This is a genomic window from Faecalimicrobium sp. JNUCC 81 (assembly GCF_053667625.1).
In genome coordinates, this window is sequence record NZ_CM132203.1 from 3018174 (window position 1) to 3040524 (window position 22351).

Below are 22351 nucleotides of genomic sequence, written 5' to 3' on the forward strand. Positions count from 1 at the left end.
TTAATCACCCCTCGTATATGCACTCTAAAATTTCTATTATTTCTTCCTTTGATAAATCTATCATTTTTGATATCTCTATTATTTCTTCAAGCTTATTTTCTATTTGTTTTACTTTTTCCTCAAATACTATTTCCTTTTTAAATCCTGATACAAATGTTCCTTTTCCTGCTACTATATCTATAAAACCTTGTTTTTGAAGCTCTTCATAAGCTCGTTTTGTTGTTATAACACTTATATTTAAATCTTTAGCAAGTGTTCTTATTGATGGAAGTAACTGACCTTGTAAAATCTCTTGTTCTATTATTGATTTTTTTATTTGATTTACTATCTGTTTATAAATCGGAATATCTGATGAGTTACTTATTATAATGTTCATGATTTCTCCTTTCTTTTCAAAATATCTATATATACTGTATATATTCAGTATATACTGTTAATGTAAATATGTCTACTTGAATTTTATTAACATATGCCTTCTCTATATAGAATAAATTAACTTATAGTTTTATAAATTTATGTTATAATACAAAGTATGAAGGGGTGGAAAAATGAAAAGAATTATTACTATAAATTCAAATGGAGTTTTAAAATCTTTAGAAACTAAGGAGCTATTATCCAAAAAACTTATAAATGCAGGGTTTGAAGTAAGAGATGATTTCCATCCAAATACAGAACTAATTATATCAATTGGGGGTGATGGGTCTTTTTTAAAAACTATTCATGATTTTGAATTTCCTGAAGTACCTGTTGTTGGAATAAATACAGGGCATCTTGGTTTTTTCCCAGATATTTCTCCTGATAATATAGACGATTTTATTGAAGCTTACTTAAAAAAGGATTATCTTATTCAAGATATATCTCTTATACAAGCCAGTATATGCACTAATAAACATTGCTTAGATGTATTTGCTATAAATGAGGTTGTAGTAAAGGGTGATAAGTCTAGAACTATTCATCTTAATTTAAAAGTAAATGATAAACATATACAAAATTTCAGTGGTGATGGAATGATTATATCTACTCCTACAGGGTCTACAGCATATAATTATGCTGCTGGTGGAAGTATTGTAGATTCAAGTTTAAACCTTATGCAACTTACACCACTTTATCCTATAAATACAAATGCTTATAGATGTTTTACATCTAGCATAATTTTTTCTAGCGAATCTATAATAAATGTTATTCCTGAATATAGATTTGAAGATTCTCTATTAATAGTTATTGATGGTGTTGAACATAGATATAATCAAATATCCGATATAAAGGTTTTTGTATCAGATATAAAAATAAACTTACTTAGAATGTCAAATTATGAATTCTGGAGTAGAGTCTCTGAAAAATTTTTATAATAATACATACTTAGGAGGAATTTAATATGAAAATAGGAGTAATGAGTGATACTCATGGAAGTTTACTTTATTTTGAAAAAGCTTTAGATACTTTAAATGATTGTGATTTTATACTACACGGTGGTGATGTATTATACCATGGACCAAGAAATCCTCTACCAGAAGGTTATAATCCAAAAGAGTTAGCTTTAAGATTAAATGAAGTTCAAAATATACTTATCGCTAAAGGTAATTGTGATTCTGATGTAGACCAAATGGTTATAGACCATCCTATTCAAACACCTTATGTTGTAAGCCAATTTGGAAAACTTAGAGTTTTAGTTACTCATGGATATGTAGAATCAAAAGAAGAAATGATAAAGAAAGCAAAATCTATGAATGCTAGTGTTCTTATATCTGGACATACTCATGTAAAAGAGCTATACCTTGATGAAAATTTAGTAGTTTTAAATCCTGGTTCTACATCTATACCTAAAGATGGAAGTCATTCAGTTGCAACTATAGAAGTAATGGGTGAAGATCAACATGAGTTAGATTTAGATATAAATTTAATAGATATAAATAGTGGAGAAATTATAGAGTTAGATAATTAATAATAAATTTAATAAAAATAGGTATTGGATTAATCCAATACCTATTTTATATATAAAATAACTTATTCTCTTTGGTAAATTTTATTTACCCTTTTTCTACGTATTTTTCGGCTATCTTAACTATAAGTTGAGCACATTTTTCCATTGAATTTACTGGTATACATTCATTTTTACTGTGGAAATTTAATCCTCCAGTGAATATATTTGGACATGGCAGACCCATAAATGATAATCTAGCTCCATCTGTACCACCTCTTATTGGTAATATAAGTGGTTCTATTCCAACTTCATTCATAGCATCTTTTGCTATATCAACTATAAACTTAGCAGGCTCTACTTTTTCTTTCATATTAAAATATTGATCTTTTAAATCTAAAGTTATTCTTCCATCATATTTTTTATTTAACTTATTTATACTTTCAGTCATATAAGCTTTTCTTTCTTCAAACTTTTGCTTATTATGATCTCTTATTATATAAACCATACTTGCTTTTTCAACATTACCATTTAGATCATTTAAGTGATAGAATCCTTCATAACCTTCTGTAGTTTCTGGTCTTTCACTTTTAGGGAACATTTCAGATACTTCAGCTGCTATATGTAGTGCATTAACCATTTTATTTTTAGATGCACCTGGGTGAACGTTTCTTCCTTGTATAGTTATAGTAGCTCCTGCTGCATTAAAGTTTTCATATTGAAGCTCACCTATTATACCACCGTCTATAGTATAAGCGTATTTAGCTCCAAACTTTTCAACATTAAATAAATTAGCTCCTCTACCTATTTCTTCATCTGGAGTAAATCCTATTTTTATATCTCCATGTTTTATCTGAGGATTGTTTACTAGGTACTCTATAGCTGTAACTATTTCTGCTACACCAGCCTTATCATCAGCACCAAGTAATGTGGTACCATCAGTAACTATTAAATCTTGACCTACAAATTTAGCAATCTCTGGATAATCTTCAACTTTTGTAACTATATTTAGCTCTGAATTTAATACTATGTCTTTTCCATCATAGTTTTTAACTATTCTTGGTTTAACATCTTTACCTGTAACATCTGGTGCTGTATCTAAGTGAGATATAAATCCTATCGTTTCTATACCTTCTACATTACCTTTTAAAGTTGCCATTACGTAACTGTTTTCATCTACGTTGGCATCTGTAAGTCCTAATGATTTTAATTCTTCAACTAAATAGTTAGCAAATACTCTCTGCCCCTCTGTTGATGGACAGTTTGAATTTTTAGGATCTGCAGTCGTATCAAATGTAACATATTTCAAAAATCTTTCTACTACTTTTTCTCTCATGTTTTAATCCCTCTCTCTTTAGTTTCTGTTGATTAGTAATCCATATATAATTAAGTATTACCATTATTTTACCATTTAATGTTTATATTTTTCTACATTTTCCGTTATTTTATTTTAATTTATAATAATTTTCGTTTGTAATAGTTTTTGCTTATATATAAAAAACACCGCTATAAGCAGTGTTTTATGTAAAAATTCTTATTTTCTTTATTCTATTTTTATCTAGACTTTCTATACAGAATCTTATATTATCAAATTCAATAACTTCATTTTCTTCAGGCCATCGTCTTAAATGACCTATTATAAAACCGCCTATAGAATCAAACTCATCTGATTCTAACTTAACACCTATAAGTTCATTTATATCTGTTATTTTTGTACTACCTTCAACAATATATTCATCTTCTTGTATTACTATTATATCATCATCTTCTTCATCATACTCATCTTCTATATCACCAACAATTACTTCTACTAAATCTTCTATAGTTATTAATCCTGATGTACCACCGTATTCATCTACAACTATGGCCATTTGACTTTTTTCTTTTTTCATCTCTTCAAGTAATTGAGTTATCTTTTTAAATTCGTATGTAAAGAATGGCTCTCTTATATAATTATTAACATTAAAGTCTTTTATTTCATCATCTTTTAAAAATATTACATCTTTTATATTAAGTATACCTATAATATCATCTATTGAGTCCTCATAAACAGGAAGTCTACTTATCTTTTCATTTTTAAACATCTCTATTATTTCTTCATAGCTATCTTCTGTATTTATAGCTATCATATCTAATCTTTGAACCATGGCTTCTTTAGCTTGCATATCACCAAATTGGAATACATTATTAATAATTTGTCTTTCTTCTATTTCTAGCACTCCTTCTTCATGACTTACATTTACCATAGTCTTTAATTCTTCTTCCGTTATATATGGTTGTACTCCCTTATCTTTTATACCAAATAACTTAAATATTACATTTGTGATTATATTAAATATCCATACAACAGGTGCAGTTATAAATATAACTAATTTTATTGGTTTAGATACAAAAAGTGCCACTTTCTCTGAATTATTTGCTGCTACTGTTTTTGGAGTTATTTCTCCAAATATTAATACTAATATCGTCATAACAGCTGTTGCAAGTGGTACAGCTCCAGGTTTTTCACCTAATATAGATATAAATAAAGATGTTGATATTGATGTTGCTGCTATATTAACAACGTTGTTACCTACTAATATAGAACTTAGTAATTTATTAGGCTCCTCCATTAAAGAACTAACTAATCTAGCTCCCTTTACTCCTTCATCTTTCATATGCCTCATTCTTATTTTACTTAAAGACATTAAAGCCGTTTCAGATGCTGAAAAGAATCCCGAACCTATAAGTAATATTACTAAAAATCCTATCTGAATCAAAATACCGGTCAAATCCAACCTTTACCACACTCCTAGTTTTTATTTTTAATGTTAGTATATTATATCATATATGAGCCTTATTAGGAAATAATACATATTAGTAATTACTTTAAATACATGTTTATTATACCCTTATAATAATAATAAATATTTACTTATATTCTAATAAAATATATATGCTTATTTTTAATTATTTACATATATAAAATTAATTTATTTCCATATACTATTATTACTGTATAAAGGAGGTATTATTATGAAAGATTTACTTGAAAAAGGTGCCGTATTACAAAGAGATAAAGAAACTTATGCAATAGCACCCCATGTTCCTGCTGGATTAATATCATCTGACCAACTTCGAAAACTCGCTGATGTTGCAGATAAATACAATGTTGGTGCAATTAAAATAACTGCCGCTCAACGTATTGCTTTAGTTGGATTGAAAGAAGAAGATATTGATAATGCTTGGGATGATTTAGGAATGAAGCCTGGTGCTGCTATAGGATTATGCGTTAGAAGTATTAAAACATGTCCTGGAACAACATTTTGTAAAAGAGGATTTAGAGATTCTGTGTCTATAGGACTTAAACTTGACGATAGATATCACGGAATGAATCTTCCTAATAAATTAAAAATTGGAGTAAGTGGTTGTCCTAACAGCTGTTCAGATAATCATACTCGTGATATAGGACTAATGGGTATGCCTAAAGGATGGGCAGTTTTTGTTGGTGGTAAAGGTGGTAATGTTCCAAGACTAGGTGATAAATTAGCTATTAATATACCTGATGATAAGGTTTTAGATGTAGTTGATAAAATCGTACAAATATATTCAAGTAATGCAACTGGTAAAGAACGACTAGGTTCTTACATAGATAGAATCGGATTTGATGAATTTAAATCTACAGTCAATTTAGACAATATTTTACAATAAATAATAAAAAAAATATTTTTTATTATTTTGTGTCATTTTTTGTATTTATATCATATGTTATATTAAGAGAAGCTTAAAGTAGAGTTTCTCTTACAAAACCAAATAATATGAATATCAAAACTCCTGTTAGTATTATAATTAATGATCGGATATAAAAATTTCTTTCCCCCCAAAATATTCTAAGCCACCTATTTCTCCCCCCCCTGAATAGGTGGCTATTTTTTATACTTATTTGGTTTAATACGTATATAAAGTTATTTTTTGTTAATAATTATAATTGAGAGCGGAAAATATATATACCTCTCCCCCTAATAAGTATATATATAAAATAAAGGCGTCTACGAATTCCCCCTTGTAGACGCCACTTTTTTTAGCAACGGACCTGCCTTCCAAGATCGTTGGCGACATGAGCGAAGCGAATTTTATATTAATATTTTCTACTTATAAGCTTTTCTGTAACTTCTATAAGTATTTGTTTATATTCATTGTCTGGTAATTTATTTATATCTCTAAATGCTTTTTTAGAATACTTTTCTGCAATTTTTATTGATTCTTCTATACCACCATTATCTTTAACTAACTTTATTATGCCTTTTATTTCTTCTTCATTGTATCTATCTTTATCTAAAGCTTCTTTAATTTCTTTATGATTGTTTTTTATAGCTAAAATTAATGGAAGTGTATATATACCATCTTCTAAATCTTTTCCTGATTTTTTTCCTATTTCTTCATCTGTTGCAGTATAGTCTAATATATCATCTAGTATTTGAAATGCCATACCTATATTATGACCTATATTCCAAAATAATCTACACATTTTTTTATCACATAAACTCTCTGCAGCTCCTATATACAAACTTAATGAAAATAACTCAGCTGTTTTACCTGATATTCTTTTTAAATAATCTTTCACTGATACGTCTTTATCATATCTTGAATTTAGCTGTTCTATTTCTCCCATACATATACGAGACATAACTTTCGTATCTACATCAATTCCTCTTTCTATTGATGATGTAGTAGCTAATATTCTAAAACATAAACAAAAAAGGTAATCACCTATATAAACTGCATAGTTTTTACCATATCTTGACTGTATAGTTTCTTTTCCTCTTCTAAATTCGGCTTCATCTATAATATCATCATGTACTAATGTTGCCATATGAAACATTTCTATTACTGACGCAAATGCATGTGCTCTTTCTTCATTATATTCTCCAAACTTCGAAGCTATTATTGTAAAAGCAGGTCTTATCATTTTTCCACCTGACTCTAACAATTCTAATATACTACTTTCTATAATCTTGTCCTTACATTTTGCATTTTGTGCAATTTGCTTTTTTACTTTTTCAATTTCTTTATCAATTATGGGATAATCTATCCAAAATTTACTCATACTCATCCCTCACTTTGTTGTCTTAATAATTTTTAATAAAATTTATTTAAAAAGCAGGAATCTCTTCCTGCTTTTAATTTTTATGTCTTTAGTAACTATTTTGCTAAAGAATCAGATTTTCCATGTACTTCATAGATTGGTCTTCTCTTACCCATCCAGAAGTTGCCTACCAGATTACTAATCCAAGGCATTACATAATAATCTAATCCGAATGTTCTACCTGCTCCACACATTAATGCTATACTTCCAAATGTGTACCATAAGATTTCCCATCCAGCCATAGCCGATAATATAAAGTTAACTGTCATAAATGCTGATGCTGCTGATGCTAAGAATGTAAATAATCCTGCTATTAAACATAACCCCATACCTATTTCAGCTATTACTACCATTGTTTGGAATAATACTGCAACCTCTGGAGTTGGCATAAATATTCTCATTATTTCTTCATAAAGCTTTGGTACTGTTTCTAAAATTGGTTGTGGCATATTTGTTGCACCATCAACTGCTTGCGATGCTCCAGATACTGCGTCATGTAACCATTCAAACGGCATATTAACATTTCCTGCTCTTACCCAGCTGTCAGCTCCAATTGCTACGTTATTTACTAACTCATTAATATATCCACCAATGCTTGAAGTTTCTCCTGCTTTTGCAAACATTGTATCCCATGTTCCTTCACCAATTAACTTTTTAAGACCTTCAATTAACCATAATGCACCTATATAAACTCTTAAAGGTACTAACCATAATCTGTTTCCTTTAGATGATAGGTGACCTCTCATTATACATCTTCTTTCCTTCATTGCAAAGAATTCATGTTGAAGATAGTTATATACTGCGTGTACATTATTTACTCCAAATAAGTATACCATATTTATAAGATGTTTCATTACCATTGCAAAGAATCCAGATAACTTCATTCCCATTAAATCTGCTACTGCATATCTTCCACCAATAGAAACCATAAATCCGTGATAATTAGACTTAAATTCTACTTTTTCCTTATTTTCTATAGAAGCTATTATATTTTTAGCCGCTGTTACTGCTGTTTGTTCTGCAGCTTCAACTATTTGAGGATTTTCCTTTCCTGGTTCTTCTTCTATATATGCAACGTCTCCAACAACATATATATTTTCCCTACCTTGTGATTGCATATATTTATTAGCTGAGTATCTACCAGCTCTAGCTTTTTCAACATCCATATCACTTAAATCTTGGTTTGCCTGTACTCCACAAGTCCATATTAAAGTTTCAGTTGGAATAACTGTTCCATCTTTTAACTTTATAGATTCCTCTGTTACTTGCACTATTGGAGAATCTTTTAGTATTTCTACTCCATGTTTAACCATATATTTTTCAGCTTTATTAGCTTGTTTTCTATCTAACATGTTTAATATAGTTGACATAGCTTCAACTACTAATAATCTTATTTCGCTTTCATCTACTCTATATTCTCTAGCTAATGTAGTTTTCCACTCAAGTAGTTCTCCTGCCATCTCTATTCCAGTAAATCCTGAACCCGCCACTACAAAAGTAAGCATCTTCTTTCTTTTCTCTGCATCTCTTTCATAAGAAGCTTCTTTAACTCTGTCTTTTATATGAGCTTTTATTTTAAGAGCATCTTCTAATGACCATAGAGTAAATCCATTTTCTTTTACTCCTTCAACACCAAAGAATGCTGGCTCACTTCCTACTCCTATAATTAAATAGTCATAGCTATATTCACCTTGATTTGTTTTAACTACATTGTTATTGCTGTCTACATTTTCTATATAATCAACCACAACATTTACCTTAGTTCTATTGAATATTCTGTAAAGATCAACTTTTACTGACTCTTCAGGAACTCTACCTCCTGCAACTTCATGTAATTCAGTCATTAAGGTATGATAAGGGTTCTTATCTATTAATGTAATCTCTACCTCATTATTTTTTTTATACTTCTTTGCTAATTTCTTAGCGGCATGGACACCTGCATATCCTGCACCTAAAATCACAATTTTAGTCGACATACTATTCCCCCTTAGTTATATTTTTTATATTAGATTGATGGCGATACTAACTATATATGATATACCTAGTACCATAAAGTTCTTTACAGCTGTAATAAATGTTTGTGATTTAATTTGATTTTTTTCAAATATTTTAATATTTTTTTGTATTATATATAAACTTAAAATAGTTAATAATGTCGAATTTGGTAATATTTTAACTATCACTGACAGTAAAATAACTATATATCCAAAGTAATATATGTACTTATACAATTTAATAGCTATATCTTTTGTTATGTAGTATGGTAATGTGAATCTACTAACTTTAATATCTTCTTCTAAATCACATATATTATTTGCAAGCATTATATTTGCAATTCCACATATTAAAGGTGTTGATACCATTAATATAGCTATACCTTCTATAAAATTAAACTTACCTAATATCATGCTACCTTCTATGTATATTCCAAAAAATTCTTTGTCATGTATACTTGCATATATAGTTATAAATGGTATAAAAAGACCCATAAATATGCCAGAAAATACTTCTCCTAATGGCATTCTAGATATTGGTATAGGTCCAAATGTATAAAATATTCCTATAAAAAAACAAATCACACCTATAAATAGGATTAATATATTTGTTTTAAATGCAAGTAGTATACCAAATATAGTGGCTATACTTAATAATATAGCTATTGTATGTAGACCTGCTTTTTGTGAAATTCCATGTACATGCATTGGATTTTTCCCTTGATAATTTTCACCTTGATGGCTTATTTCATTTTTGTAATCACAATAATTATTAATAGCTGTTGTAGCCATATCAAATGTTATCATTGATATAAACATTATTGTTAAATTAACAACATTTATTTCGCCATATCTATATATGCTATATACAACCCCCATAATAAATGGAATCACACTAGCTACTTTTGTTGGAAGTTCAACAAAATTTATATAGCCCTTTAAGTTCATCTTGTTCTCCTTTATATTACTAACTTTATACCTTCTTTATTTAAAATATGTTCTAATTCTTTTTTTAATATTTTAATTTTTTTCTTTATATCATTTCCTATATCTTTTTTATAAGTTATAAATAAATCATAATTACCTTCTGCTACATTTTCACATAAATTTATAAGTTTTCCTAACTTTAACTCTTCCTCTACTGCAATTTTGGGAACAATTGCTGATGTATTCGGATTTTTTAAGTATTCTTTTATGGTATCTAAGGAATCCGTTTTCAAGCAAAAATTTATATTATTTAATTCTTTAATTTTAATAGAATTAGAACTTGAGTCATCATCAAGTATAGCTATTGTATTTTTATCTACTTTGTCGCATTCAATATATTTTTTACTAACTAAAATTAATTTACTACTTCCTATATGAGTTGATACAAGGTCCGTATCATTTATCTTGTTGCATCCAATTACTATATCTGCTTTGTTATGTAAAAGCATTGATTTTTCATTGGATTGCAAGTACCTATTTATGCTTATATTAAATCCATTAAATATTTCGCCTATATCTCTAGCTATAGTAGATATAAAGAAATTTGCATATACGCTAGACATATTTATTTTTATTTCTTTTCTTTCGTAATTTTCTGAGTTTATTTCTTCAAGTAAATTATTATGTATATTAATTATTTCTTTAGAGTATTTGTATAATATCTCTCCCTTACTAGTTAGCTCTACTCCTCTATTACTTCTTTCAAAAAGCTTCACTCCAAGATCTTTTTCTAGCTTAAAAAGCTGATGACTTAAAGCGGGCTGTGATATATGTAAATCTTTTGAAACCTTCGATATACTTTTTAACTCTGCCACTTCATAAAAATATCTTAAACTACTTATTCGCATATCATTATCCACTCCCCTAAACTCTAATTAGAAAGCTCAAAGCTATCATTAACTATCTTAAAGTTTCCTTTTAATCCTTTTGTTATATAGACTTTACTATTGTTCATTACAAATATTGCCTCTGCTATTTCTAATTCATCTAAAAACTTTAATCCTTCATCTAAACCTTTTGTAAATATTAATGTCGATAAAGCATCTGCGTCTACTGACTCATCTGCAACTATTGTTACTCCAGCAATGTCTGTTTTATATGGATATCCAGTTTTAGGATTTAAGATATGGTGATATTTAATTCCATCTTTTTCAATAAACCTTTCGTATACTCCTGTTGTAACAACTGATTTATTTGCAATTTCAATTGTTCCAATAACATTTCCTCTATCTTCAAATGGATTCTGAATCCCTATCTTCCATTTATGTTCCTTATCTTTTGTACCCATAGCATATATATTTCCACCTAAATCAATAATTGCTCTTTCTACGTCATTCTCTTTAAGAAGTCTAGCAATATCATCAGCTATATAACCTTTAGCTATACTACCAAGGTCTATAATCATCCCTTTTTCGCTTAAGAATACTTCTTTCGTAGAATCATTCATCTTGACTTTTGTGTAATCAATATTTTTTATTACTTCTTTGATATCATCTTCACTTGGAACATTTGCCTCTGGAAGACCTATACTCCAAAGCTTTACTAAAGGTCCTATAGAAACATCATATCCTCCATGAGAAAGTTCTGAGTATTCTAAAGCTTTTTTAATAAGATTGTAGCTAAAATCACTAAGTTTAACGCCTTTTATTCCAGCATTTTCATTTAATAGTCCTACTTCAGTTCCCTCTTTATTTATACTAACTAAGTCCTCTACTTCAGATACACGTTTAAATACGTCATCTAATAGTTTTTCACTTGCATGATCATAAAGAGTTACTTTTACCGCAGTACCCATAAATAATTCAGTTCTACTAAGTTGCTTGTTAGAATCTTCTTTTGCGCAACTTACTAAACCAATGGCCAAAATAATTGTTGTTATTATAACAATTACTTTTTTCCCCATAATTTCTATTCTCCTTTTACTTAAACTACATTAGATATAAATTATTAATATTTTATAGTAAATAATATCTATTCTCATTACATTTTATCTATTTTTAACTAATAATTCAATATTTTGTATAATTTTATTTAAGATTATTGTAGCTATTTTAAATTTTTTATAATTAAATTTAAAATCAAAAAGGTTTATATTCTTTATTTATGGATTTTTTAAATATTTAAAGTGTAAGGTTGATGTATAAAAAATTCACTTCACTAATGTCCTAAAGTATAATTTCCTTATATGTAAAAAAACTGTTAGTATAGGTTAACCTATACTAACAGCATCGTTAATTATTTAACTTCAACTACTTCTTTTTCAGCTTTTCCTTCATTTGCATTTTTTAAAGCTGCTCCAAATAATGTCTTAGCTTTTGCAGATGAATGTGTTGCTCCTGTTACTCCATCTATTTCAGCAGATTGTGCTTCTACCACTTGCTTTTCTATTGCTGGTTCATATTCTGATGGATTAGTTCCAGACTTTTCTTTCATCATTTTATTGTATCCTTCGTTTGCTCTCTTATCTCCATCATCAGTGAATTCATTGTAGCTAGCTTCTACTATTTTTCCACTTTCAACTTTTACACTTACTCTTGCTTTTCCACCATTTTCATCAGCTTCTTTAGTTTCAGCTTCATAAACTCCATCTTTCATTCCTGATGCTGTTTCTTCTGTTTTTGGTGTTTCCTTTGCTGGTGCTTCTTCCTTAGGTGTTGATGAACAACCTACAAGTGAAAATGTTAATAAACTTGCACATAATCCTACTAAAACTTTTCTTTTCATAATATTCCCTCCACATTTACATTTTTTATGTAATTACCTCTAACTGGATTATACAACGTTTTACAACATATATATTAATAGTTTTTTTTAATACAGTATAAATTATTTGTATCACTATTTTATTTTCCTATTCCTTAAAATTCAGTATAATGGGTTATATACTGAATTTTAAGGAGAAACGTTTTATGAAAACTTTAAAAAAACTTGATGTTGTTATTATAGTTTTTCTGTTAATTTTATCATTTACTCCACATTTAATATTTTCAAAGTCATTATCTAAAGAATACTCATCAACTTATGCTAATATTAAACTATCAGGAAAAGTTTATGATACAATTGATTTATCATCATTTAAAGGAGAAAAAACACTAGATATAAAAACTTCTCATGGTATTAATAAAATACTTATAAAAGATGGTAGTATTCAAATATTAGATGCTAATTGTAGTGATAAGTTATGTGTAAGGCAAGGATCTATTTCTAAAGTAGGAGAAACTCTTGTATGTTTACCTCACAAATTAATAATAGAAATTAAAGGAGATGAAAGTGGAAGTTTGGATGATATGATACTTTCACATTAAATATTATGAAACTAAATAAAACTTCTAAAATGGTATATATGTCTCTACTAGTGTCTATGGCTTTAATATTGTCTTTAATCGAGCGTATGATACCTACCCCATTTATAGCTCCAGGTGCAAAGCTTGGATTAGCTAACCTTATAATAATAATATCTGTTTATACCTTAGATAACTATAAAGAGTCTTTTCTTGTATTATTTTTAAGAATTTTCCTAGCTGCACTTTTAGGTGGTAGTGTTTCATCACTATTATATAGTGTTACTGGTGGAATCTTAAGTTTTATAATTACAGTTATAGTCAAAGAACTTGGAGGTAAACATGTTTCTGTAATTGGCGTTAGTGCTTCTGCTGCTGTATTTCATAATGTAGGCCAATTATTAGCAGCATCACTTATACTAAATAATTTTAGTATATTTTTATATCTTCCTCTTTTATCTATTACTGGTATAATAACAGGTATTTTTATAGGATTATCTGCAAATTATGTTTTAAATCATCTTAAAACTTTACCATATTTCAAATATGCTAAAGTAAAATAAGTAACTATTTTTAAATATAATTTAAAATTTTATTAATAAAATAAAAAATCTGTAAAATTAGAATTTAAATTCTAATTTTACAGATTTTTATTTTTAAATTTACTTTAATTAAATACATCACAAATTAATTTTTTACCATCATAAAGTTTTGTAATTTCATTTTCTCTATACATCCACTCTTGGCATAAATTAAAGTCATCAATATTAAAGACTTCTTGCTTTTCAAATTCAAAATTTTTCATTCTATTTGCCATATCTAAACTGTATCCAGCACAGTCAATACATATATTTACCTTTTCTTCTTGTGATAATGAGTTAAATAATTCTTGTGCTTCTTCTAATGCCTTATGGAAATTAGATACAGCTAATTTATTATTATTATAAAACTCTTCATCAAAAGCCCACATAACTAAATTTTTATCACTATTTCTACTGCTCCAAATTATTTCTCCACCACTTTCAATTACATCACTTACAAAAGGCTCTATTGCTACTAATGCATCAATTTCTCCATCTTCAAGTGCCTTAATTCTTTCATATGAATTATTAATCCAAACAACTTTCGCATTTTCAAGTATATCCTTTAAGTCATTTTCTAAATATAGGCGAAACAAACCTGCTCTATTTACCCCAACTTTAAGATTTTTTAAGTCTTTTGGATAGTGTTTGCCTCCTACAACATGTATTGTACGAGTTAAATTAGATGTTAATACTGCTCTTTTGCCTTTTTCTAACATATAAAAGAAAAATGTTAAATCTCCAACCATTGAATCCACTTTTCCATCATAAAAGTCTTTATTTCCATCAAATAAAAACTTTTCATCTATTCTCAGGTTAATATTAATACCATACTTTTTAAATATTTTCTTTTTATCTGCAATAAAAACTGGTACAGTTAATGGATTTATTCTTATTAATTTTAAATTTATTGTGTTCATATTTAAATTAAATCTCCTTTTTAATTCTCTGTATATATTACTATTTTATAATTAAGGCAGCTAAAAATTCTATGCTCATAACAATATGAAATCCATATATTAATAATAATGGTCTAGGTCCCCAATCTTTTCCCATCTGAGGATATACTTGTTCTATCTTATAGTAATCCCTATACCAACGTAGATATCCATAATAATAAAATATAACTAATCCACTTATAAAAATTATTATTGAAATATTATTCGTAAAATATAAAATCCCCCAAAGTACTATCATTGTTATAGCCTCTGGTATTATAATTTTGATAGAATTTCTAAATCCAATAACATGAGGAAGAGTTATTCTTGTACCTTTATCTTTTTCGTAATCTGAAGTATTATTAGTCGACATTAAAAACACTGTCATTATCATAGCTATTAGAGAATATAAAAGTATTGCATAATTTGCCATACTAGTTTGAATATATGCTGATACAAAACAACTAATTGCTCCAACAAATACCCCTGACACAAATTCTCCAACTGGATAAACTATATATGGCTTTGGACCTAAAGAATATCCTATAGCTGCTAAAACACTTATTAGTCCAATTATTAATATTTTAATATTTTTTGTTATAAATACTATTGATAATCCACATATACCACTAATAATTAATAAAACTCCTATTACAATTAAAGCATCTATTAGCTTAGCATCGCCTCTTACTAAGCCCTCACTTCCTAAATGCCCTGTAAATGTATCTTCATTTTCTTCATTTTTTAAAAATGCTCTTATTTCATTTGCTACATTAGCTACTATATTTAAGCAAAACCCTGTGATAAACATAAGAATTAATAATAATATGTTTAATTTACCTACCATGTAGGCCCCAAATAATCCACCACTTAGAACTGGTAAACCCGTTGCAAACCCTGTTCTTATCTCCATTACAGTGTATGCTCTTTCAAAAAAATTCTTTTTATTCATTATTTAATACTCCCTGAAGTTATACCATCATATATATGTTTCTGTAAAAAAATAAAAAATACTAACATTGGTATTATACTAATTATAATTGCAGCACAAATAACATGCCACTGTATTTCATATGGACCTATAAATTTAAATAAGGTCGTTGACACTGTTTGTAGATTCATATCTGGCATATATAAAAATGGTATATAAAAATCATTATATATAGAAATCATTTTTATCATAATAACACTTATAATTACTGGCTTTAATAATGGAAATATTATATTCCTATATATTTGAAAATAATTTGCTCCCTCTAACATAGCCGCTCTATCTAATTCTTTTGGAATTTTTTCTAATGCCTGCATGTACATATATATCATTAAGACATCTGCACCTATATAAAGTAGTATTGGTGCTAGCCTTGTATTATAAAGACCTAAATTATCAATTATTTTAAATGTTGATACTTGTGATATTTCCATTGGTACTACTGATACTGCAAAGTATATAAATAAAATTAATTTTTTACTCTTAAAATTAAATCTATTTATAACATATGCAACCATTGATCCAACTACTATACTTCCTAAAACTCCAAATAATGTTAATATAAATGTATTAAAAAATCCAAGTAACATACGTCCTTCAAACAATGCTTTCTTATAATTTTCTATATTAAAAAAGTTACTTGGTGGAATAATACCTGGAGTTTTCGTAAACTCTTCAAAGTTTTTAAAAGAACCAAACAAAATTGTTAATACAGGTAATATAATAATTATCGTCCACAATAATAAACTTGTGTATACAAATATATTTTTAGTAACTTTTTTAAAATTCATCTTCATCATTCCTATATACTATTTTTTGTAACATAATAAGTACTCCTACTACAATTGATAGTATAACAGCCATGGACGCTGCCATACCAAACATTTTTTTCTCAAATGCTGTTTTCATAGTTTGAAGTAAAAACGTCATTGTACCGTTTGATCCATTGGTTAAAATCATTGGAATTTCAAAAACTGAAATAGCTCCAATTGTTAATAAAATAAAATTCACTTTAATCACAGTGTGAATATTTGGTAATATTATGTATCTTACTTGCTGAATAAAAGATGCCCCCTCTAACTGTGCTACTTTTTTATACTCATTTGGAATAGTCGCTATTGCACCAAAATACATTATAAAACTAAATCCAGTATATCGCCAAAGTGAGATACCTGCTAATGTGTAATTTACAAATTCTGGGTCTCCTAGCCAAAATTTTATATGTTCTTTTAATCCAAGTAGTATAAGTATTTCATCAAATGTTCCTCCTGGACTAAAAAACATTCTAAACATCATCGATATAGCTACACCACTAATAAGTGTTGGAAAAAATATAATTGCTTTAAAAAATGACTTTCCCTTTATTTTTGTAGATAATAAAATTGCAAAATATAGAGATATTATTATTTGTAAAACACCAGACGCAAAATAATATAAACTATTTAAAAATACTTTTACATAGGATGGGTCTGTTATTATTTTTATAAAATTATCAAATCCAACAAATTCTTTTATTTCAGATAGCCCATTCCAAGAAGTTAAACTATATTGAAATAAATAAATAACAGGCAAAAATCCAAATGTAACTAAAAGTAAAACAGGGAAAAAAAGAAATAGAAAAATAATTTTCCTTTCTTTTTTTCTAATACTATTACTTTGCATTATTCTTTACTGCTTTAGCCCAACTTGCTTCTAAGCTGTTTATGTAATTTTCGTAGCTTTCATTTTGATCTGGATATAAACCTATATTAATTACCTTTTGTAATGAATCTTTTAATCTTCCAACTCCAACCTCATTTGCTATATCTGAATATAATTTATCATCTTCTGGTTTTTCCGTTGGAACAGTTAATATAACTTTATTTTCTTCAAATATTTTCTTTTGCCCATCTGTAAAATCAGATTTTTTTGGTGATATTCCATTTGATTCGGCTGCATATCCACTTTCACTAGATATAAAGAAATCTAAAAATGCTTTTGCTGTTTCAATATTTTTACTATTTTTATTTATTCCAACAACTGAATCTGCCCCATATGCAATAGTATCCTCACCATTTAATTTTACAGGGAATGGAGCTATTGCTATGTTATCTTTATCACTATTCATATTTTCTATTGTAGGTACATCTTGAGAACCACTTACTATCATAGCAACTTTTCCATCAGCTAACATTTGTAGAGACTTTGCTATATCTCCTGTTATTGGATCTTTTTCTATCAAACCATTTGATGAAACATAATATATAAAGTCCATGATTTCTCTCATTGGTTGCCCTTCTTTAAATGCTGTACCTGCTTTTAGTGTTTCAGATCGGTATTGTTCTCCTCCAAATGATGTTAATGCTCCTCCCCAAATTCCAAGTATTGTATTATAATTTGTGTAATATGGGATTGCATCTGTATTATCTTTAATTTTTTTAAGCGCAACTTCCATCTCTTCCATTGTAGTTGGCATAGTTTCTATACCTGCTTCTTTTAATACCTTCTTATTGTAAATTACTCCAAGTGAATTTAAACGAGAAGGTAAACCATATGCTACTGAGTCATAATCAGCTTCTGTTACATCCATATACTCTTTTTCAAGATTTTCTACTTTTCCTAATGGAACAAAGTAATTACTATATTCCTGTGGTGTAGCATTTAAGCTAAATGGTATAAATAATACATCTCCATATTCTTTAGTGTTCATACGAGTTGTAATATGAGTGTCATAATCTGTTGATGATTCCCACTTAATATCTACTACATCTGGATATTTCTTTTTAAAATTTTCTTCAACTTGTGCGAAAAATTCATCTGCATCTGTTCTATCTGTCACTACAGTTATTTCTCCCCCAATTTTCCCCTTATTAGAAACTTCACTTTCTGACTTTTTTGCACATCCACTTAATGCTAATGTTGCAATAAGTGATAAACCAATCATTCTTTTCATTTTACTCTCTCCTTAAATTTTCTTTCGTTATACTATCAAAAATATTTGCTTTATTAAAATCAAATACTACACTTATCACTTCTCCTACTTTCAGACTTTCATTTTGATTATATTTCATTGTAAATGTAGTATCTTTTTTTCTTAAATAAATTAATGATTCTCCACCTATATATTCTATTTTTTCAATTGTTGCCTCTAATATATTTTTATTTTTTATATATTCATTTATTGTACCTACAAATCTTATATGCTCTGGTCGAATCCCAATAATATAACTTTTTCTATTATCTAAATTAGGTAATTGATCTTTTGAAAAAACAATATCATCATTTATACAAAAAGTGTCCTTACTAATCTTTATATCAAATGTATTCATCTTAGGCCTACCTATAAATGTTGCTACAAATAGATTTGATGGATTTTCATAAATTTCATTAGGTCTACCTACTTGTTGAATAACTCCGTCATTTAGTATAACTATTCTGTATGCCATTGATAGTGCTTCTACATGATCGTGTGTAACATAAATAGTTGTTGCTCCTATTTTTTTATGTAAATTTGTAATCTCGTTACATGTTGAGTATCTAAGCTGAGAATCTAGATTAGATAGCGGCTCATCCATAAGAAATAGTTTTGGTTCTCTAACCATTGCACGAGCAAGAGCTACTCTTTGTCTTTGACCTCCTGATAACTTTTTAGGCTTTAACTTTAAAAATGCTTCTATCTCTAATATTTTAGATGCCCATTTTACTTTATTTTCTATAGTTTTTTTATCTATTTTTCTTATCTTCATTCCAAATGCAATATTTTCATACACAGTCATATGAGGAAATAATGCATAGTCTTGAAATACCATTGATACATTTCTATCTTTGGGCAATACATCATTGATTATATTACCGTCTATCTCAATAGTTCCACTAGTTGGTGACTCAAATCCACATATCATTTCTAACAATGTTGATTTTCCGCTACCACTTGGACCTAAAATTACAATAAACTCCCCCTTATTTATATTTAAATCAAAACTATTTATAGTGTTTTTTTCATTACTCTTATATTTTTTTACAATATTTTTTAATACTATATAGCTGATAATTTATCTCTCCTATCCTTGTTTAATATAACAATTATAAATATATAAAAAGGGAGATATCTTAATGATTAAATCCATTTCGATACCTCCCTTTTAGTCTATTATACTTAAAGCTTGCATAATAAATCAATAAATACGGAAAAACCATATATTCAAGTTTTTTATAGCATTATAACTAAATCAAATACCTAACTTGCCATAATTCTGCATTTTATAAATAAATTACGTCTAATCTTAATTATAAATACCAATTAATAATATGATGAATTATAAATGTTAATTAGAATATATATATTATCAGACTACTTAGTTTTTATACTAATCTAAAAAACACAGAAGGGGGTGCTACTATTTTACCTAAATTAAAAGATTCTCTAAAAAACTCGTTTAACATATACAATAACTATTGTATTGATAACTATCAATTTGATTTTATGGGAGAATTTTTACTTACTAACTCTAAATACTTTTTAAGCAAGGATAAAGTTATTTATGCTTATGAAAATAATGAATATATTTTTGCTAAAGAAGTAGAAAACCTATCAAAAGAATACCTAAACCAAAATATATTGCCTTTTATAAGTTATGCTTTAGACAATATTGTAAAAACCAATCAAAATCATATGTCATCAATAGTAACTTTATTTTTATCATCCAATTCTATTGATCCTGATCTAAAAAATCATATAAAAAAATACAGAAGAAGAAAAAGCTATAAGTTTGGTCTTAGAGGATATGCCTCAACTAGACTTATATTATTTGATAATACGAAACAAGAACTTCTCTATAACTCAGAGTCTAAAGATGTTATAAATTTTTATAAGGAGGTTTTAAAATGAATTCATTTACGCTTTTAATAGGAAGTGCAATTATACTTTTAGTAGCTTATATATTCTATGGTGGATACCTTGCTAAAAAGTGGGGTGTTGACGATTCCCGTAAAACACCTGCACATACAAAATATGATGGTGTTGACTATGTTCCAGCTAAATCTCCAGTTTTACTTGGTCATCACTTCGCATCAATAGCTGGTGCCGGTCCTATTGTCGGCCCTATACAAGCAGCAATTTTTGGTTGGATTCCAGTTACCTTATGGGTAATAATAGGTAGTATATTCTTTGGTGGTGTTCAAGATTTTGGTTCATTATTTGCATCTATAAGACATGATGGTAAATCTATTGGTGAGATAATAGAAGCTAATATGGGTAAGAAAGGTAAAAAATTATTTGCTTTATTTGCTTGGTTAACTTTAATTTTAGTAGTTGCCGCTTTTGCAAATATAGTTGCTGATAACTTTGTTTCAACTCCTCAGGCTGCAAGCGCTTCTGTATTCTTTATGATTCTAGCAGTATTCTTTGGTATAGCAGTATATAGATTTAAAGCACCTCTTTTATTATCTACTATAATTGGAGTCATATTATTATTTACTTGCATTTACTTAGGATTTTTATTTCCACTAGTTTTATCTAAACAAGTTTGGATTCTTATACTTATGGTATATATATTTGTTGCATCTGTTACTCCAGTATGGATACTCCTTCAACCTAGAGATTATTTAAATTCATATTTATTATATGCAATGATAGCAGGTGCCCTTTTAGGTATAGTTATATTAAGACCTGAGATACAAATGGATGGATTTGTAGGCTTTAACGTTAATGGTCAGTATTTATTCCCTGTATTATTTGTTACTGTTGCTTGTGGTGCAATATCAGGTTTTCACTCTTTAGTCGGTTCTGGTACATCTTCAAAACAATTATACAAAGAGTCTGATGCTAAAAAGATAGGTTATGGTGCAATGCTTATAGAAGGTCTATTAGCTATAGTAGCACTTATAACTGTTGCTTATATATCAAATGCTCAATTTGGTGATTTATTATCAAACGGTGGTCCTGTAAATGTTTTTTCAGAAGGTATAGCAAACTTTATGCTTTCTTTTGGTATTCCATTTAGCATCGGTAAAACTTTCACAGCACTTGCAATATCTGCCTTCGCTCTTACTTCACTGGATACTGCAACTAGACTTGGAAGATTTATATTCCAAGAGTTCTTTGATAATGATAGCTGTGAAAATAAAGAAGAATCTAAGAAAAATCCCCTTACAAATATGTATGTTTCAACAACTATAACAGTTGTATGTTCTGGATTTTTAGCTATTTTAGGTTACGAAAAAATTTGGCCAATATTTGGTTCTGCAAATCAATTATTAGCTGCAATATCTTTAATGGCAATAGCTATATGGCTTGCTAATACAAATAGAGGATGTAAGGAGTTTATTATTCCTATAATATTTATGTTTATTGTTACTATAGTCTCTCTTTGCTTTAACATTAAATCAAATATGGGTGTAAATTATCCATTAGTTATAATAGCTATAGCACTTTTAGTCTTATCGCTTGTATTAATAAAAGAGGCATTAGCATTTTTCAAACATAATAAAGATAAAGAAATTATCTAATAATTAAATATTTTATAAAAAGGCCGTCGCCCTATATTTTTAGTGCGACA

The 22351-nt window shown here is 28.1% G+C and carries 22 protein-coding genes; 7 read left to right on the forward strand and 15 right to left on the reverse strand.

All coding sequences use genetic code 11. The annotated features are described in order from the left end of the window. Nucleotides 1-4: 4 nt before the first annotated feature. Nucleotides 5-376: a GntR family transcriptional regulator gene (locus JNUCC81_RS15080; RefSeq protein WP_454094220.1), complete on the reverse strand. Its 372-nt coding sequence runs from the start codon at nucleotides 374-376 to the stop codon at nucleotides 5-7. Nucleotides 377-548: 172 nt separating this feature from the next. Between JNUCC81_RS15080 and JNUCC81_RS15085 the strand changes: the two genes are divergently transcribed. Both JNUCC81_RS15085 and yfcE read left to right on the forward strand, forming a co-directional pair. After that, a complete protein-coding gene (locus JNUCC81_RS15085) occupies nucleotides 549-1349 on the forward strand; it encodes an NAD(+)/NADH kinase (RefSeq protein ID WP_454094221.1) in 801 nt (266 codons plus the stop codon). A 26-nt stretch (nucleotides 1350-1375) separates the two neighbouring features. Then, complete coding sequence (yfcE, locus tag JNUCC81_RS15090) at nucleotides 1376-1942, forward strand: phosphodiesterase (protein WP_454094222.1); 567 nt, start codon at nucleotides 1376-1378, stop codon at nucleotides 1940-1942. A gap of 85 nt (nucleotides 1943-2027) precedes the next feature. On the opposite strand, the gene pepT is transcribed toward yfcE, so the two are convergent. Beyond that, complete coding sequence (gene pepT / locus JNUCC81_RS15095; RefSeq protein ID WP_454094223.1) at nucleotides 2028-3254, reverse strand: peptidase T; 1227 nt, start codon at nucleotides 3252-3254, stop codon at nucleotides 2028-2030. Nucleotides 3255-3438: 184 nt separating this feature from the next. Next, nucleotides 3439-4677, reverse strand: coding sequence for an HlyC/CorC family transporter (locus JNUCC81_RS15100; protein ID WP_454094224.1), 1239 nt, complete (start codon nucleotides 4675-4677; stop codon nucleotides 3439-3441). Nucleotides 4678-4933: 256 nt separating this feature from the next. Between JNUCC81_RS15100 and JNUCC81_RS15105 the strand changes: the two genes are divergently transcribed. Then, nucleotides 4934-5608: an NAD(P)/FAD-dependent oxidoreductase gene (locus tag JNUCC81_RS15105; RefSeq protein ID WP_454094225.1), complete on the forward strand. Its 675-nt coding sequence runs from the start codon at nucleotides 4934-4936 to the stop codon at nucleotides 5606-5608. A 427-nt stretch (nucleotides 5609-6035) separates the two neighbouring features. Here JNUCC81_RS15105 and JNUCC81_RS15110 read toward each other — a convergent pair whose 3' ends face one another. From JNUCC81_RS15110 to JNUCC81_RS15135, 6 genes are all read right to left on the reverse strand, one after another. Continuing rightward, nucleotides 6036-7004: a polyprenyl synthetase family protein gene (locus JNUCC81_RS15110; RefSeq protein ID WP_454094226.1), complete on the reverse strand. Its 969-nt coding sequence runs from the start codon at nucleotides 7002-7004 to the stop codon at nucleotides 6036-6038. A gap of 95 nt (nucleotides 7005-7099) precedes the next feature. Continuing rightward, the gene (locus JNUCC81_RS15115; RefSeq protein ID WP_454094227.1) at nucleotides 7100-9019 is read right to left on the reverse strand and encodes an FAD-dependent oxidoreductase; all 1920 of its coding nucleotides are present in this window, start codon (nucleotides 9017-9019) and stop codon (nucleotides 7100-7102) included. A 24-nt stretch (nucleotides 9020-9043) separates the two neighbouring features. Then, nucleotides 9044-9985 carry a 1,4-dihydroxy-2-naphthoate polyprenyltransferase gene (locus tag JNUCC81_RS15120; RefSeq protein WP_454094228.1) on the reverse strand — a complete coding sequence of 314 codons (942 nt, stop codon included), beginning with the start codon at nucleotides 9983-9985 and terminating at the stop codon, nucleotides 9044-9046. An 11-nt stretch (nucleotides 9986-9996) separates the two neighbouring features. Beyond that, the gene (locus tag JNUCC81_RS15125; protein ID WP_208334060.1) at nucleotides 9997-10872 is read right to left on the reverse strand and encodes a LysR family transcriptional regulator; all 876 of its coding nucleotides are present in this window, start codon (nucleotides 10870-10872) and stop codon (nucleotides 9997-9999) included. 23 nt (nucleotides 10873-10895) lie between these two features. Then, entirely contained in the window at nucleotides 10896-11927 is a 1032-nt protein-coding gene (locus JNUCC81_RS15130; RefSeq protein WP_454094229.1) for an FAD:protein FMN transferase, read from the reverse strand. A 332-nt stretch (nucleotides 11928-12259) separates the two neighbouring features. Continuing rightward, nucleotides 12260-12748 carry an FMN-binding protein gene (locus tag JNUCC81_RS15135; protein WP_454094230.1) on the reverse strand — a complete coding sequence of 163 codons (489 nt, stop codon included), beginning with the start codon at nucleotides 12746-12748 and terminating at the stop codon, nucleotides 12260-12262. Between the two features lie 185 nt (nucleotides 12749-12933). Here JNUCC81_RS15135 and JNUCC81_RS15140 point away from each other — a divergent pair, with 185 nt between their 5' ends. Both JNUCC81_RS15140 and JNUCC81_RS15145 read left to right on the forward strand, forming a co-directional pair. Beyond that, nucleotides 12934-13329 (forward strand): NusG domain II-containing protein, encoded by a 396-nt coding sequence (locus JNUCC81_RS15140; RefSeq protein WP_454094231.1) that lies wholly within the window; start codon nucleotides 12934-12936, stop codon nucleotides 13327-13329. 5 nt (nucleotides 13330-13334) lie between these two features. Continuing rightward, nucleotides 13335-13868, forward strand: a complete 534-nt coding sequence (locus JNUCC81_RS15145; protein WP_208334056.1) for a Gx transporter family protein — start codon at nucleotides 13335-13337, stop codon at nucleotides 13866-13868. 104 nt (nucleotides 13869-13972) lie between these two features. Here the strand turns inward: JNUCC81_RS15145 and JNUCC81_RS15150 are convergent, their stop codons facing one another. From JNUCC81_RS15150 to JNUCC81_RS15175, 6 genes are read right to left on the reverse strand one after another with little or no spacing between them, the layout of a single operon-like run. Then, a complete protein-coding gene (locus JNUCC81_RS15150) occupies nucleotides 13973-14806 on the reverse strand; it encodes an ABC transporter substrate-binding protein (RefSeq protein WP_454094232.1) in 834 nt (277 codons plus the stop codon). 40 nt (nucleotides 14807-14846) lie between these two features. Continuing rightward, nucleotides 14847-15776, reverse strand: a complete 930-nt coding sequence (locus JNUCC81_RS15155) for a UbiA family prenyltransferase (protein WP_454094233.1) — start codon at nucleotides 15774-15776, stop codon at nucleotides 14847-14849. Beyond that, nucleotides 15776-16615: a carbohydrate ABC transporter permease gene (locus JNUCC81_RS15160; protein WP_454094234.1), complete on the reverse strand. Its 840-nt coding sequence runs from the start codon at nucleotides 16613-16615 to the stop codon at nucleotides 15776-15778. The genes JNUCC81_RS15155 and JNUCC81_RS15160 overlap by 1 nt, the downstream gene beginning before the upstream one ends. After that, complete coding sequence (locus JNUCC81_RS15165) at nucleotides 16596-17477, reverse strand: carbohydrate ABC transporter permease (protein ID WP_454094235.1); 882 nt, start codon at nucleotides 17475-17477, stop codon at nucleotides 16596-16598. Before JNUCC81_RS15165 ends, JNUCC81_RS15160 begins: the two co-directional genes overlap by 20 nt. Continuing rightward, nucleotides 17467-18747, reverse strand: a complete 1281-nt coding sequence (locus tag JNUCC81_RS15170; RefSeq protein ID WP_454094236.1) for an ABC transporter substrate-binding protein — start codon at nucleotides 18745-18747, stop codon at nucleotides 17467-17469. Before JNUCC81_RS15170 ends, JNUCC81_RS15165 begins: the two co-directional genes overlap by 11 nt. Nucleotide 18748: 1 nt before the next feature. Then, on the reverse strand, nucleotides 18749-19846 hold the full coding sequence (locus JNUCC81_RS15175) for an ABC transporter ATP-binding protein (RefSeq protein WP_454096407.1): 1098 nt from the start codon (nucleotides 19844-19846) through the stop codon (nucleotides 18749-18751). A gap of 431 nt (nucleotides 19847-20277) precedes the next feature. Here JNUCC81_RS15175 and JNUCC81_RS15180 point away from each other — a divergent pair, with 431 nt between their 5' ends. Next, entirely contained in the window at nucleotides 20278-20682 is a 405-nt protein-coding gene (locus JNUCC81_RS15180) for a hypothetical protein (protein ID WP_454094237.1), read from the forward strand. After that, on the forward strand, nucleotides 20679-22301 hold the full coding sequence (locus tag JNUCC81_RS15185; protein WP_454094238.1) for a carbon starvation CstA family protein: 1623 nt from the start codon (nucleotides 20679-20681) through the stop codon (nucleotides 22299-22301). The genes JNUCC81_RS15180 and JNUCC81_RS15185 overlap by 4 nt, the downstream gene beginning before the upstream one ends. Nucleotides 22302-22351: the final 50 nt, after the last annotated feature.

Bases quoted from the DNA above. Each gene is read 5' to 3' on its own strand.
- JNUCC81_RS15080 (WP_454094220.1), bottom strand. From the start codon at position 376: ATGAACATTATAATAAGTAACTCATCAGATATTCCGATTTATAAACAG.
- JNUCC81_RS15085 (WP_454094221.1), top strand. From the start codon at position 549: ATGAAAAGAATTATTACTATAAATTCAAATGGAGTTTTAAAATCTTTA.
- yfcE (WP_454094222.1), top strand. From the start codon at position 1,376: ATGAAAATAGGAGTAATGAGTGATACTCATGGAAGTTTACTTTATTTT.
- pepT (WP_454094223.1), bottom strand. From the start codon at position 3,254: ATGAGAGAAAAAGTAGTAGAAAGATTTTTGAAATATGTTACATTTGAT.
- JNUCC81_RS15105 (WP_454094225.1), top strand. From the start codon at position 4,934: ATGAAAGATTTACTTGAAAAAGGTGCCGTATTACAAAGAGATAAAGAA.
- JNUCC81_RS15110 (WP_454094226.1), bottom strand. From the start codon at position 7,004: ATGAGTAAATTTTGGATAGATTATCCCATAATTGATAAAGAAATTGAA.
- JNUCC81_RS15115 (WP_454094227.1), bottom strand. From the start codon at position 9,019: ATGTCGACTAAAATTGTGATTTTAGGTGCAGGATATGCAGGTGTCCAT.
- JNUCC81_RS15120 (WP_454094228.1), bottom strand. From the start codon at position 9,985: ATGAACTTAAAGGGCTATATAAATTTTGTTGAACTTCCAACAAAAGTA.
- JNUCC81_RS15125 (WP_208334060.1), bottom strand. From the start codon at position 10,872: ATGCGAATAAGTAGTTTAAGATATTTTTATGAAGTGGCAGAGTTAAAA.
- JNUCC81_RS15130 (WP_454094229.1), bottom strand. From the start codon at position 11,927: ATGGGGAAAAAAGTAATTGTTATAATAACAACAATTATTTTGGCCATT.
- JNUCC81_RS15135 (WP_454094230.1), bottom strand. From the start codon at position 12,748: ATGAAAAGAAAAGTTTTAGTAGGATTATGTGCAAGTTTATTAACATTT.
- JNUCC81_RS15140 (WP_454094231.1), top strand. From the start codon at position 12,934: ATGAAAACTTTAAAAAAACTTGATGTTGTTATTATAGTTTTTCTGTTA.
- JNUCC81_RS15145 (WP_208334056.1), top strand. From the start codon at position 13,335: ATGAAACTAAATAAAACTTCTAAAATGGTATATATGTCTCTACTAGTG.
- JNUCC81_RS15150 (WP_454094232.1), bottom strand. From the start codon at position 14,806: ATGAACACAATAAATTTAAAATTAATAAGAATAAATCCATTAACTGTA.
- JNUCC81_RS15155 (WP_454094233.1), bottom strand. From the start codon at position 15,776: ATGAATAAAAAGAATTTTTTTGAAAGAGCATACACTGTAATGGAGATA.
- JNUCC81_RS15160 (WP_454094234.1), bottom strand. From the start codon at position 16,615: ATGATGAAGATGAATTTTAAAAAAGTTACTAAAAATATATTTGTATAC.
- JNUCC81_RS15165 (WP_454094235.1), bottom strand. From the start codon at position 17,477: ATGCAAAGTAATAGTATTAGAAAAAAAGAAAGGAAAATTATTTTTCTA.
- JNUCC81_RS15170 (WP_454094236.1), bottom strand. From the start codon at position 18,747: ATGAAAAGAATGATTGGTTTATCACTTATTGCAACATTAGCATTAAGT.
- JNUCC81_RS15180 (WP_454094237.1), top strand. From the start codon at position 20,278: ATGGGAGAATTTTTACTTACTAACTCTAAATACTTTTTAAGCAAGGAT.
- JNUCC81_RS15185 (WP_454094238.1), top strand. From the start codon at position 20,679: ATGAATTCATTTACGCTTTTAATAGGAAGTGCAATTATACTTTTAGTA.